7 protein-coding genes and 1 pseudogene are annotated in these 13,709 nt (G+C 70.1%); 6 read left to right on the forward strand and 2 right to left on the reverse strand.

What is annotated here, in order from left to right; genetic code table 11:
• The first annotated feature begins 184 nt into the window (after positions 1 to 184).
• From IE255_RS27125 to IE255_RS27140, 5 genes are all read left to right on the forward strand, one after another.
• A complete protein-coding gene (locus tag IE255_RS27125; RefSeq protein WP_190053000.1) occupies positions 185 to 2,608 on the forward strand; it encodes a SpoIIE family protein phosphatase in 2,424 nt (807 codons plus the stop codon).
• Between the two features lie 186 nt (positions 2,609 to 2,794).
• Positions 2,795 to 2,926, forward strand: a complete 132-nt coding sequence (locus IE255_RS39975; protein WP_267975537.1) for a hypothetical protein — start codon at positions 2,795 to 2,797, stop codon at positions 2,924 to 2,926.
• A gap of 27 nt (positions 2,927 to 2,953) precedes the next feature.
• Positions 2,954 to 5,089: an alpha-galactosidase gene (locus IE255_RS27130; RefSeq protein WP_190053001.1), complete on the forward strand. Its 2,136-nt coding sequence runs from the start codon at positions 2,954 to 2,956 to the stop codon at positions 5,087 to 5,089.
• A gap of 47 nt (positions 5,090 to 5,136) precedes the next feature.
• Entirely contained in the window at positions 5,137 to 6,651 is a 1,515-nt protein-coding gene (locus IE255_RS27135; RefSeq protein ID WP_190053002.1) for a glycoside hydrolase family 43 protein, read from the forward strand.
• A 41-nt stretch (positions 6,652 to 6,692) separates the two neighbouring features.
• Positions 6,693 to 8,462 carry a cellulase family glycosylhydrolase gene (locus IE255_RS27140; RefSeq protein WP_190053003.1) on the forward strand — a complete coding sequence of 590 codons (1,770 nt, stop codon included), beginning with the start codon at positions 6,693 to 6,695 and terminating at the stop codon, positions 8,460 to 8,462.
• 86 nt (positions 8,463 to 8,548) lie between these two features.
• Here IE255_RS27140 and IE255_RS27145 read toward each other — a convergent pair.
• Together IE255_RS27145 and IE255_RS27150 are read right to left on the reverse strand one after the other, a co-directional pair.
• Positions 8,549 to 9,442 (reverse strand): annotated as a pseudogene (locus tag IE255_RS27145) (CE1 family esterase); the annotation flags it as partial.
• An 85-nt stretch (positions 9,443 to 9,527) separates the two neighbouring features.
• Complete coding sequence (locus IE255_RS27150) at positions 9,528 to 11,174, reverse strand: glycoside hydrolase family 27 protein (protein WP_190053005.1); 1,647 nt, start codon at positions 11,172 to 11,174, stop codon at positions 9,528 to 9,530.
• 392 nt (positions 11,175 to 11,566) lie between these two features.
• Here IE255_RS27150 and IE255_RS27155 point away from each other — a divergent pair, with 392 nt between their 5' ends.
• The gene (locus IE255_RS27155; RefSeq protein ID WP_190053006.1) at positions 11,567 to 13,585 is read left to right on the forward strand and encodes a glycoside hydrolase; all 2,019 of its coding nucleotides are present in this window, start codon (positions 11,567 to 11,569) and stop codon (positions 13,583 to 13,585) included.
• Positions 13,586 to 13,709: the final 124 nt, after the last annotated feature.

Genomic DNA, 13,709 nt, shown 5'->3' on the forward strand with positions numbered 1-13,709 from the left:
CTCGTTCATCGCCGGACTGCCGATGAACTGGTGACGGCACCGGCCGCCGCTCGGTTCCGCACCCGGCGGTCAGGCACTCACTGGCGGGGGCGCCGTGGAGCGGAAGCGGACCTAGGCTGGAAGCTGCGGCTGCAGACCGGCCCTGACGGGCGCGGCTGTCCGGGCGGAGGTGAGGCGCGTGGACATGGGCGGCACGCAGGACGCCCGCGCTGCCGCGCTGGTCGTGGGCCCGGACGGCGTGGTGAGCGGCTGGAGCGAGAGCGGACGGCTGCTGCTGGGCTGGACGGCGGAGGACGCCGTCGGGCGCCCCGTGACCGACCTGCTGGCCGCTCCCCCACCACCCGGCTTCCCCGAGAGCTCCGGCAGCGGCCCCGACCATATGGGGCTCCTCCCCCTGCGACACCGGGACGGTTCCACAGTGGACGCCCTGGTGTCGGCTCATCCGCTGCTCGGCGCCGGTGGCCGGGTGCTGGGCCACGCGATCACCGTCCATCGCTGGGAACGCCGCCCGGTGATCGCCGACCTGGCCTTCGAACAGTGCCCCTTCGCCCTGGGCGTCTACGACCCTGAGCTGCGGTTTCTGTGGGTCAACGCCTCCGCGTGCCGGGTGATGGCGCACTCCGAGGAGCAAGTGCTCGGGGAGAAGTACCGCGAGCTGTTCCCCGAACTGGACGACAAGGCCTACACCGACCAGCTCTCCGAGGTGGCGAGGACAGGTGAGCCCGCGCGGCTCATCACCGTCTTCCGTCCGCTCGGCAGCGACTACGCCAATGCCTGGGCCACCAGCATGTGGCCCGTACGGGACGCCGAGGGCAGGGTCCGCGCGGTCGCCAACTGGGGCTTCGACATGAGCGCCGAGTACTGGGCCCGGCAGCGCCTGCTCATTCTCAACGAGGCCAGCGGCGGCATCGGCCGGACACTCGACGTGCTGGGCACCGCCCAGGAGCTGGCCAGGACCCCGGTCCCGGGATTCGCCGACCTCGTCACCGTCGATCTCTTCGACGAGGTGCTGCGAGGAGAGGAACCGCCCCTTTCCCCCGCCTCCGGCGAAGCCATCGCGCTCAGCCGCGCCGCCCGGCACAGTGCGACCCATGACACCGACCGGGCTCCCGGGCACCCGGTGCCGGTCAGTCACGCTCCCGATTCCGTCGCCGCCCGTTGCATGGCCACCGGCAGGTCCACCGTTCAGGTCGCGGCCGAGCCCGGCCCCGGCGGCGAATGGGCCTTCGGACCCGGGCTCGCCGCAGACCCGGCCCACTGGCCGCCGGGCAACCCGCTGATCGACGAGTCCCTCGCCGCGGAGGGGCTGACCGGCCGGCTCACCGTGCCGCTCCGGGCGCGGGGCGCGCTGCTCGGCGTCGTCGCGTTCTCCCGCAGCAACCGGCCCGAGGCCTTCACCGCCGACGACCTGATCCTCGCCGAGGAGCTGACCGCCAAGGCGGCCGTCGCCATCGACAACGCCCGTCGGTATGCGCGCGAGCGCACGACCGCGCTGACCCTGCAACGCAGCCTGCTGCTACAGCGGCTGCCGAGCCAGGAGGCGCTCGAGGTGGCATCCCGCTACCTGCCCGCCGGCACCGGCTCGGAAGTGGGCGGTGACTGGTTCGACGTCATCCCGCTCTCCGGGGCCCGGGTCGCCCTGGTCGTCGGCGATGTGGTCGGCCACGGCCTGCACGCCTCGGCCAGCATGGGCCGGCTGCGCACGGCGGTCCGCACGCTCGCCGACGTGGACCTGCCGCCGGACGAGTTGCTGACGCACCTGGACGACCTGGTCATCCACCTCGCCAGCGATCTTCAGCCCGCCGGGCACTTCCAGCCGACCGGTGAGTTCGGGGCCACCTGCCTCTATACCGTCTACGACCCGGTCTCCCGCCGCTTCACACTGGCGAGCGCAGGTCATCCGCTGCCGCTGATCATCTCCTCGGACGGCGCCAGGGCCCCGGTTCCCGTACAGCCGGGACCACCGCTCGGCCTCGGTGGACTGCCCTTCGAGGCGGCCGAGCTCGAGCTGCCCGAGAGCAGCCTGCTCGCCCTCTACACCGACGGACTGGTGCAGGGCCGTGAGCGCGATGTCGACCAGGGCGTCGCCGAACTGCTGCGGGCCCTGAACCGTTCGACCACCTCGCTGGAGGGCCTCTGTGACACGGTCATGGACGCCATGCATCTGGAACGCCGCACCGACGACGCCGCCCTGCTGCTCGCTCGCACTCACGCGCTGGATCCCCAGCATGTCGCCGACTGGGACGTCGTACCCGACCCCGCAGAGGTGCCGCGCGCCAGGAAGTTCGCCCTCGACCAGCTGGAGGCCTGGGGTCTGGGGGAGGTGTCGTTCGTCACCGAACTGGTGGTCAGTGAGCTGGTCACCAACGCCATCAGATACGGCGAGCCCCCGATCATGCTGCGGTTGATTCGCGACACCTCCCTGATCTGCGAGGTTTCCGACGCCAGCAACACGGCGCCGCACCTGCGCCGGGCACGCGCCTTCGACGAAGGCGGCCGGGGCCTGCTGCTCGTCGCCCAGCTCACCCAGGGGTGGGGCACCCGGCACACCACCGAGGGCAAGACGATCTGGTGCGCGCAGCCCCTCGCCGAGCCCCAGCCGCTGTGAGATCCGAGCCTGGCGGGCCGCCGCCGGGTTCCCGGCAGGGCGGCGACGGTGTTCACCAGGGGCGATGTCGAAGCGCTTCAACGCTGCATTCACTCCGATGGACTGTCAATGGTCCAGCAAGAGAGAGCCAGTTGCGGTAGAGGCCCTTGTTTCACACGGAAATCGTCCGTTAACTTGCGTCTGTCGGTGAAGCGCTTCGACAGCTGCCGCCACCGGCAGGTTCTGCTCCACCCCGGCCCCGAGGCCGTGCTCTTGCCGGACGCCGCCCACGACCTGCTCACCGATGCCCTCGCGCACGAACCGCCGCCCGGCGGTTGAGCGGGCATCGACCTCGAAGGGGCCGACATGACCAAGGAACAAGGGGCCTTCCACTGGGGGCACGAGGCACTTCACCTCGAGATCGTCCTCGATGACGACGGCAGCCCGCGCCTCACGCACCTCGGGCTGCCCGGCGAAACGCGGAGAATCCCCGGTGCGTCCCTGCCTCTGGTGGAGGTGACGGCCGCCGGTCATGGCCGTGGCTGGTCGGGCGGCCACCTCGTGGGCACCGATCTCGGCGGGCGTCTGCGCCACCGGACCCACCACGCGACCCGCGACGGCGACTGGCACACACTGGCCGTGCACCTCCACGATCCGGAAACGGGGCTCGTCGCGGAGGTGACCTACCGGTCACCGGACGGCATCCCCGTGCTCCGCGGCGAGGTGACCCTGCGCAACGAAGGGCGGACATCGCTGCACCTGGAGTCGGTCAGCTCGCTCGCGGTGGGCGGCCTCACCCCGCAGGACCCGGCGGCCATCGACGCCGCGGATCTGCTGTGGGCGGAGAACGACTGGCTCACCGAATGCCGCTGGCAGCGACAGCCGATGCGCCTGACCACACCGGGCCGCAGCGGACGGGTGAGCTACGCGCACGGCAAATCCGGCTTCGTCCTGAACGGACAGGGCACCTGGTCCAGTTGCGGACACCTCCCCATGGGCGGCCTGACCGACCGGCGTACCGGCCGCACCTGGGTGTGGCAGATCGAGCACAACGGCGGGGGCTGGCGCTGGGAGTGCGGCGAGCGGGACCGGGCGGCCTATGCGGCGCTGTTCGGACCCACCGACACCCACCACGGCTGGCGGCACCCCCTGGAACCCGGCGCCGTCTTCCGCACCGTACCCGCCGCCTTGTCCTTCAGCGCCGACGGCGGCCCCGACGCCGCGTTCGCCGCGCTGACCCGCTACCGCCGCGCCCAGCGCCGCCCGCACGCCGACCATCAGCGCCTGCCCGTCATCTTCAACGACTACATGAACTGCCTGATGGGCGACCCCACGACCGAGAAGCTGCTGCCGCACATCGACGCGGCGGCCGACGCGGGCGCCGAATACTTCGTGATCGACGCCGGCTGGTACGACGGCGACAACGGCGGCTGGTGGGACAGCGTCGGCGTCTGGGAGCCCGCCGCCTCCCGGTTCCCCGGGGCGCGCGGGATCCACGAGGTGCTGGACCGCATCCGGGAGCGCGGCATGGTTCCCGGCCTGTGGCTGGAGCCGGAGGTGATCGGCGTACGCAGCCCCATGGCCAAGTCCCTGCCCGAAGAGGCGTTCTTCCGCCGCGACGGCGTCCGCGTCACGGAGACCGGCCGGCACCACCTGGACCTGCGCCACCCGGCCGCCCGTGCCCACCTGGACCAGGTCGTGGACCGCCTGGTCGGCGAGTGGGGCGTCGGCTACCTCAAACTCGACCACAACATCGACCCCGGCTCCGGCACCAGCGCCCACCCCGGCGAGACCCCGGGCGCCGGTCTGCTCGGCCACAACCGGGCGCACCTCGACTGGCTCGACGGCGTCCTCGACCGGTACCCGCACCTGGTGGTGGAGAACTGCTCCTCCGGCGGCATGCGCTGGGACCACGCCCTGTTGTCCCGGATGCAGTTGCAGTCCACGAGCGATCAGCAGAACCTCCACCTCTACGCGCCCATCGCGGCGTCCGCGCCCACCGCCGTCACGCCCGAACAGGGTGCCGTCTGGGCGTACCCCCAGCCGGAGGACTCCCTCGACGAGGTGGCCTTCACCATGGCGGGCGCGCTCCTCGGCCGGATCCATCTCTCCGGCCGCATTCCCGAACTCGAGCCGGAGGTCCGCGCCCTGGTGCACGAGGCGGTAGCGGCGTACAAGGCCATCCGCGCCGATCTGCCGCACGCCGTGCCGTCCTGGCCACTGGGCCTTCCCGCCTGGGACGACCCCTGGATCGCCCTCGTCCTGCGCACTCCCGCCACCACCTACCTCACCGCCTGGCGCCGCCCCGGAACCGACGCCACCGCGACGCTCCACCTGCCCCACCTGCGGGACACCGCCGCCCGTGTCGACCTGCTCTACCCCTCCGTCAGCCGGGCCGATTCCGCCTGGAGGCCCGGCACGTCCGAGCTGAGCCTGACCCTGCCCAGCGCGCCGTCCGCCGTCCTGCTCCGCATCATCCCCACGGCCGCCGGCGCTTCCTGAACCACCCCACGCCCACATCACTCACAATCGACGAAAGGACCTATCGGGTGCCCCCTCTGCGCCAGCCGGACGGACGCGTCACCAACCCCGTGATCCCCGGCTTCCACCCCGACCCGAGCGTCTGCCGCGTCGGCGACGACTACTACCTGGCCTGCTCCAGCTTCGAGTACTTCCCCGGGGTGCCCCTCTTCCACAGCCGTGACCTGGTCCACTGGACGCAGATCGGCAACGTCCTGGACCGGCCGGAGCAACTGCGGCTGCCTGCCTCCATGTCGTCCTCCGGCGGGATCTACGCCCCCACCCTGCGCCACCACGACGGCCGCTTCTGGCTGATCGTCACCAACTGCAGCGAGGGCGGCGGCAACCTGATCGTCACGGCCACCGACCCCGCCGGACCGTGGTCGGACCCCGTCTGGGCGCCGGGTGTCCCCGGCATCGATCCCGACCTGGTCTGGGACGAGGACGGCACCTGCTGGTGCACGGTCGCCGGGGTCGCGCAGGTCCGTCTCGACCCGTCCACCGGGCAGACGTACGGCACACCGCACAGGCTCTGGTCCGGTGGACCGGGCGCCAAGGCCCCGGAGGCGCCGCACCTGTACCGGATCGGTGACTACTGGTACCTGCTCATCGCCGAGGGCGGCACCGAGCGCGGGCACGGTGTCTCGATCGCCCGCGGCCGTACGCCCGCCGGCCCGTTCGAGCCGTGCCCGGCCAACCCGATCCTCACCCACCGGGGCACCGACCACCCCGTCCAGAACACCGGGCACGCCGACCTGGTCCAAGGCCCCGACGGATCGTGGTGGATGGTGCTGCTCGGCGTCCGGCCGGGGGGCGGCACCCCGGGCTGGCACGTACTCGGCCGCGAAACGTTCCTGGCGCCCGTGACCTGGGTTGACGACTGGCCGGTCGTCGGCGAGGTCGCCCTGGACCTGCCCGAACTGCCGTGGCCGCTCTCCCCCGGCCCTGTCGAGGAGCACCGGGACGACTTCGAGCTCGCCGAACTGCGACCGTCCTGGCTCTCCGTGCGCGACCGGACCGCCGAACACTGCACCACCAAGGAGCGCCCCGGCTGGCTGACGCTCCGCGCGCGGGGCGGCTCCCTGGACGAGCCGGACGTGGTGTTCACCGGCCGGCGCCAGCAGCATCTGTCGTGCCGGGCGCGGACTCTGGTCGATGCCGCGGAGGGAAGCGGCGGCCTCGCCGTCCGGCTCGACGAGCGGCACCACTACGCGATCGAGGTGTCCGGCACACGGGTGCGGGTGGTCGCGCGCGTCGGCTCCCTGCGCACGGTCGTGGCCGAACAGTCCGTGCCCGCCGGGCCGGTGGTCCTCGCCGTCACGATCGCGGAACCGCCCTCTCCGCACGGGCCGTGCACCGGACCCGACGTCGTCTCCCTCGGCGTCGAGCAGTCCGACGGCACGCTCACCGAACTCGCGACCCTCGACGGCCGCTACCTGTCGACCGAGGTCGCCGGCGGCTTCACGGGCCGGGTCATCGGCATGTACGCCGCGGCAGGCACCGTCCGCTTCGACTGCTTCGACTACGAGCCCCTCGACGGCTGAACCAGGCCTCCCTCCCACTGCTCGACCGAAGGGCATCACCGATGAAGAACATACGCAGACCCGCACACCACCGCAGCCGCGGCCCCGGACGCCTGGCCGGCCTGCTGATGGCGCTGCTCGTCGTCCTGGGACTGTCCGGCAGCACCGCGCTCGCCGCGCCCGGCGGCACGGCACAGCAGGCAGCCTCCACGGTCAGGGTCCCGGCCCGCGCCATGGACGCCGTCGCCGCGATGCAGCCCAGCTGGAACCTGGGCAACACGCTGGACGCGATTCCGGACGAGACGTCCTGGGGCAACCCCAAGGCCACCAGGGAGCTGTTGAAGACCATCCGGGCGCAGGGCTTCCGCAGCGTCCGCATCCCGGTGACCTGGAGCGCACACCAGTCCACCACCGCGCCCTACACCGTCGACGCCGCTTACATGAAGCGTGTCAAGGAGGTGGTCGACGGGGCGCTCGCCGAGAACCTCTACGTCGTGGTCAACGTCCACCACGACTCATGGCAGTGGATCGAGAAGATCTCCACGGACCACGACAACGTGCTCGCCCGCTTCAACGCCCTGTGGACCCAGATCTCCGCGGCGTTCCGGAACGAGCCGCGCACCCTGCTCTTCGAAGGCGTCAACGAACCGATCTTCGCCGATGCCACGGCCGCGCAGAAGACCCGGCTCATGGAGGAGCTGAACACGTCGTTCCACAAGGTCGTGCGCGCTTCGGGCGGCGGGAACAAGGACCGCCTGCTCGTCCTGACCACACAGGTCGGCACCCCCTCCCAGGACCTCATGGACGACCTGCACACCACGATCAGGGCGCTGCGCGACAGCAACCTGGTCGCCACCGTGCACTACTACAGCTGGTACCCGTTCAGCGTGAACATCGCCGGCGGCACCCGGTACGACGAGGCCGCCCGCAACGACGCGGACGACGCCTTCGCCCGCATGCACGACACCTTCGTCGCCAAGGGCATCCCGGTCTACGTCGGCGAGTACGGCCTGCTGGGCTGGCCCGACCACAACCACCCTTCCCGCATCGAGCGGGGCGAGGCGCTGAAGTACTACGAGCACGTCGGACACCTGGCGCGCGTCGCCGGTGTCACCACCGCCCTGTGGGACCCCGGAGCTTGGGCCTACCTGAACCGCGAGACGCTGAAGTGGACGGACCCCGCCCTGTTCGCCTGGATCAAGTCGAGCTGGACCACCCGCTCGGGAACCACCTCCTTCGACAAGGTCTACGTGGCGAAGTCGAGCCGGATCACGGCCCAGTCGTTCACACTGAACCTGAACGGCACCAAGTTCCGAGGTCTGTGGCACGGCGACACCAAGCTCGCCGAGGGCCGGGACTACACCGTCTTCGAGGATCGGCTCACCCTCACGGCACCGGCCCTGACCCGGCTGACCGGCGATCGCGGTTACGGGGTCAACGCGACGCTCCAGGCCCGGTTCTCCAAGGGGCTGCCCTGGCAGATCGACGTCGTCACCTACGACACTCCGGTGCTGTCGAACGCCACGGGCACGGCCGAGAAGTTCGCCATTCCCACGAAGTACCAGGGTGACTCGCTGGCGACCATGGAGGCCACGTACGCCGACGGCACCAACGCCGGCCCGACCAGCTGGACTCCGTACCAGGAGTTCAACAAGGCCTTCTCGCCGGACTACGCGAACGGCGCGATCATCCTGACCACCGAAACACTCAAGTCGCTGCGGGACGGCGAACCGGCGACGCTGACCTTCCACTTCCACAGTGGCGCCGAACTGAAGTACAAGGTCACGAAGTCCGGCGACTCGGTCACCGGTACGGCTGTCAAGGAATCCTGACCGCCCGGTGCTCGCCCTGGTTGCCCACCTCCCCGGCAACCAGGGCACCGGCGTCTGTGCGCAGCGCCTCACTCCCGCAGCGTGAGGGTCTTGAACTGCGTGAAGAACTTCCACACCTCTCCCGGCAGCCACGTCCTGGAGCCGCTGTCCCCTGGGGCTCCGTCCTGCGGAGCGGCGATGTGTCCTTCGTCGAACGCGGCCCAGGCGACCGGATGGCCGGCCGAGCAGCCCGAGTAGGTGGTGACCCGGTGCGTCAGGCTGCCCTGCGCCGGTTCCGGCGGGTTCTGGGCGGTGCAGCCGTTGTTCCTGACGAACCTGTCCCGCATCGCCCGCCCGCCGGAGATGCCGAGGACGCTGTCCCGCAGGCCGTGCACCCCGAGATAGGCGATGGGCCGGGTGCCGCCGCTGCATCCGCTGAGCTGTCCGCCGCTCTGGATGGCGACCGCGCGGAAGACCCTCGCCCGGGAACACGCGAGCGCGTACGACATGGCGGCGCCGTAGCTGAAGCCCAGAGCGAAACGCTGTGTCGTGTCCACACACAGGTCCGCTTCGATCCGCCTGATCATGTCGTCGACGAAGGTGACGTCCTCACCGCCGGAGTTGGCCCAGCCGTTGTCGAGGCCTTGCGGTGCCACGAAGATGGCGCTGTTGTTCGCGAGCCGCTGGAGCCCGTAGTAGGCCCAGGTGCCCGTTTCCACGGTGCGGCCCGTGGCGACGTCGGTGGAGGTGCCGCCCCACCAGTGGAACCCGAAGACCAGCCGGTAGCCGCGGTTGCGGTCGTAGCCGTCCGGGACCCGCAGGATGAAGCTGCGGTTCTTGCCGCTGCTCCGGATGGTGTGCGTGCCGCTCGTCAGAGTGGGCGCCCTGCCGCATCCGGGGCTCGCGGCAGCGCCGCCGGAGGTGGCGCGTGGAGTTTTCTCGCCATGGCCGGCCCCCAGTGCCGTGCCGCCCATGCTCAGGACGACCAGCACCGCGATCATGGCGGGCCATAAGAGGGATCTCGTCCTTGTCATCGTGCAACTCCCTTCTGTTCACGGTGGCGCCGTGGCCGGGGCGCGACGCCCCTCACACGCGGTTCCACTTCTGGCCGGCCTGGCCGTTGCAGGTCCACAGGACCAGCGGGGTTCCGTTGGTGGTGCCGGCCCCGTTGACGTCGAGGCACAGCCCGGCGTGGACGTTGCGGATCGACCCGTCGGAGCCGACGGTCCACTTCTGGTTGTCCTGGCCGTTGCAGGGCCAGGTGATGACCCGGGTGCCGTTGGCGGTGCCCCGGTCGTAGGCGTCCAGGCACTTGTCGCCGAAGACGCGGATCTCGCCGCCGGCCCACGTGGTCCACAGCTGGTTGGCGGCCGTGTGGCAGTCCCAGATCAGGACCGTGGCCCCGGCCGCGGTGGAGGCCTTGTCCACGTCCAGGCAGCGGCCGGACGCGGTGCCGCGCAGCCGCGAGGTGGTGGCCGCCAGCGGGCTGCCACCGCTCACCCGGAACACGGCCACGCCGTGCGCGGGGACGCTCGCCGAGATCTGCCCGGATGTGCTGGACGTGCCGCCGCTCCACACATCGGTGAGGGTGAACGGCCCGCCGGACAGGCCGACTTGCGCGGCCGTGGTGGTGACCGTCGCCGTGCCGCCTCCCCGGTTGAACAGGCCCACCGCGACCGAGCCGTCGGACAGGGGCTTGGCGAACACCTCGGTGCCGCCGTCGTCGCGCACCCGGCGCCCGCCCGCGCCCAGCGGGTCCTGGTTCACCGCCAGCAGACGCGGGTTGCGCAGGATCGCGCTCACATCGGCGGACATGGTGCGGATGTCGTTGCCGGCCATGAGCGGTGCGCCCAGCAGCGCCCAGAGGGCGAAGTGCGAGCGGGATTCGGTCAGTGACAGGCCGGGGCGGCCTACGACCAGCATGTCGGGGTCGTTCCAGTGTCCCGGGCCCGACTGCGCCGCCAGCGGCGCGGTGACGTCCAGGACGTTGCCGACGCCCATCGGGTAGCTGTTGGTGTTGCCGTTCTGCCAGATGTCGAGCAGATCTTCGGTGGTCCGCCACAGGTCGGCGACCTCGCCCCAGTTGTACGTGGCGCCGGTGATGGCGTGGAGGCTGTTGGGGTTGATGCTGTAGACGATCGGCCGCCCGGTGGCGCGCAGGGCGTCGCGCATGAGCGTGAAACGCGCGACCTGCTCGTCACGGGTGCCGCTGGGGGAACACCAGTCGTACTTGAGGTAGTCGACGCCCCAGGAGGCGAACGTGGCCGCGTCCTGGGCCTCGTGGCCCCTGCTGCCCGTGGATCCCGGGTAGCCGCCCGTGGCCTGCGCGCAGGTGCGCTCGTTCGGTGCCTGATAGATGCCGAACTTCAGGCCCTTGCTGTGGATGTAGTCCCCGAGCGCCTTCATCCCGCTCGGGAACTTGGCCGCGTTGGCCCGCAGGTTGCCCGCCGCGTCCCGCTGGGGGTCGAACCAGCAGTCGTCGACCACCACGTAGCGGTAGCCGGCGTCCCGCATGCCCGAGGACACCATCGCGTCGGCGGCCTGACGAACCTGGGTCTCGGTGATCCCGCACCCGAAGCTGTTCCAGCTGTTCCAGCCCAAGGGTGGGGTGAGCGCCGGGCTGCCGGGCGCGGCCGAGGCGGTGGAGTGAGCGGAGGCCGTCAGGCACGCCGTGACCGTCAGCACGGCCGCCGCGAGGAGGTGGAGCAGTCGTCTTCCTGATCGTGTGGGCACCGGGGCTCCTTTTTCATCACATCACCAGGAGGGGGCGAGGTGTTCGCAATTTCGATCACCATTCGGAAAGCAGGGGCCTCACGGATACTAGGGAGACGTTCGAACATGTCAACACCGTCCGCCCGTTGGGCTGCTTCTGGCAGCCCAACGGCACAAGAAGACTCAGTTGATCTTCCGAATGTTTCGGAGCTGCAGACGAATCATGCGAGATGTATTGACGGTGACGACTAGCCTCCTATCATCCAGGATGCTCGACAAGCCGATGTGCGTCCGACATTTCGAACAGTGATGGGATCACTTCGGTTACTTCACACCGCATGAAGGAGGGGCTGCATAAGGAGAACTTCACTCATGCATCTGTCATGCCCCCATCAATTTGGTGAAGGAGAACCATGAACCCGCTGACACGGCTCGGCCGTCGCCGAGCGTCGGTGTTATCCCTGCTGGCCATCGGCGCCCTGGTGACGCCCGGTGCCGCGACCGCCGCGCCCGACGCCGACCGGGCGTCCACGCTCGGGGCCCAGGCGGCCCAGTCCGGGCGGTACTTCGGGACCGCCGTGGCCGCCGGACGGCTCGGCGACGGCACCTACACCAGCATCCTGGACCGCGAGTTCAACTCGGTCACACCCGAGAACGAGATGAAGTGGGACGCGACCGAGCGGTCCCGCGGACAGTTCACCTTCGGCGCCGCCGACCAGATAGTGAACCGCGCGGCGGCCCGCGGCCAGCGCGTCCGCGGCCACACCCTCGTATGGCACTCCCAACTGCCCGGCTGGGTCAGCTCCATCAGGGACGCGAACACGCTGCGCGGCGTGATGAACAACCACATCACCACGGTGATGAACCGCTACAAGGGCCGGATCCACTCCTGGGACGTGGTCAACGAGGCCTTCGCCGACGGGGGCAGCGGCCAGATGCGCAGCTCGGTCTTCCGGGACGTCCTGGGCACCGGCTTCGTCGAGCAGGCGTTCCGCACCGCGCGGTCGGCCGACCCGGCGGCCAAGCTCTGCTACAACGACTACAACATCGAGGACTGGAACGCGGCCAAGACCCAGGGCGTCTACCGCATGGTGCGCGACTTCAAGTCACGCGGCGTGCCCATCGACTGCGTCGGCCTCCAGGCCCACTTCGGTGCCGGCGGCCCGCCCGCCAGCTTCCAGACGACGCTGTCGAGCTTCGCCGCCCTCGGCGTCGACGTGCAGATCACCGAACTGGACATCGCGCAGGCACCGCCGAACGCGTACGCGAACACCGTCAGGGCCTGTATGAACGTGGCCCGCTGCACGGGCATCACCGTCTGGGGCATCCGCGACAGCGACTCCTGGCGCAGCCAGGAGAACCCCCTGCTGTTCGACCGCAACGGCAACAAGAAACCGGCCTACCAGTCGACGCTCACCGCGATGGGCGGCTCGGCCGTGACGAAGCGGGCTGACGACCCTTCGCCCCGGTCCGCCGCCGCGCTGCCCTCCCGCTTCTCCTGGAGCTCCAGCGGAACACTGATCTCCCCGAAGTCGGACGCCACCCACAACATCGCCGGCATCAAGGATCCGACGGTCGTCCGGTACAACGGCAAGTACCACGTGTTCGCCAGTACCGCGAGCTCCTCCGGATACAACCTGGTGTACCTGAACTTCAGTGACTGGTCCCAGGCCGGTTCGGCCACGCACCACTATCTGGACCGCAGCGCCATCGGACGCGGGTACCGGGCCGCGCCGCAGGTCTTCTACTACGCGCCGCAACGCCTGTGGTACCTCGTGTACCAGACCGGCAACGCCTCGTACTCCACGAACCCGGACATCAGCAACCCGAACGGGTGGAGCGCCCCGCGCCACTTCTACTCGTCGATGCCGGACATCATCAAGCAGAACATCGGCAACGGCCACTGGGTCGACATGTGGGTGATCTGCGACAGCGCCAACTGCTACCTGTTCTCCTCCGACGACAACGGGCACCTGTACCGCTCCCAGACGACCGTCGGCCAGTTCCCGAACGGCTTCACGAACACCGTCATCGCGGCCCGGGACTCCAAGTACGCCCTCTTCGAGGCGAGCAACGTGTACAAGGTGCAGGGCAGTAACCAGTACCTGCTCCTCGTCGAGGCCATCGGATCGGACGGCCGACGCTACTTCCGCTCCTGGACGACAACCAGCCTCGCCGGCTCCTGGACACCCCTGGCCGCGTCCGAGAGCAACCCGTTCGCGAGGTCGAACAACGTCACCTTCCCGTCAGGAGCCTGGACCAGGGACATCAGCCACGGCGAGATGATCCGTGCCGGTTACGACCAGACACTCACCATCCCCGCCTGCCGGCTCCAGTACCTGTACCAAGGCATGAACCCCAACGCGGGCGGTGACTACAACCTCCTCCCCTGGCGGCTGGGCCTGCTGACCCAGACGAATTCCACCTGCTGACCCGGTGGGCCCCGCCGCTCGTGCGGGGCCCACGCCGGACCGGCTTCGGCCCGGGTGTGGACGTCGCCGATGGTCTCGTTGCCGGGCATCCAGCGCTTGGTGCAGGCGATCCAGTTGTGGCCGC

Origin of the sequence: Streptomyces lomondensis, assembly GCF_014651035.1 — a bacterium.
GTDB lineage: Bacteria > Actinomycetota > Actinomycetes > Streptomycetales > Streptomycetaceae > Streptomyces > Streptomyces lomondensis.

Coding starts and splice junctions, on each gene's coding strand:
- IE255_RS27155 (WP_190053006.1), top strand. CDS start 11,567: ATGAACCCGCTGACACGGCTCGGCCGTCGCCGAGCGTCGGTGTTATCC.
- IE255_RS27125 (WP_190053000.1), top strand. CDS start 185: ATGGGCGGCACGCAGGACGCCCGCGCTGCCGCGCTGGTCGTGGGCCCG.
- IE255_RS27130 (WP_190053001.1), top strand. CDS start 2,954: ATGACCAAGGAACAAGGGGCCTTCCACTGGGGGCACGAGGCACTTCAC.
- IE255_RS27140 (WP_190053003.1), top strand. CDS start 6,693: ATGAAGAACATACGCAGACCCGCACACCACCGCAGCCGCGGCCCCGGA.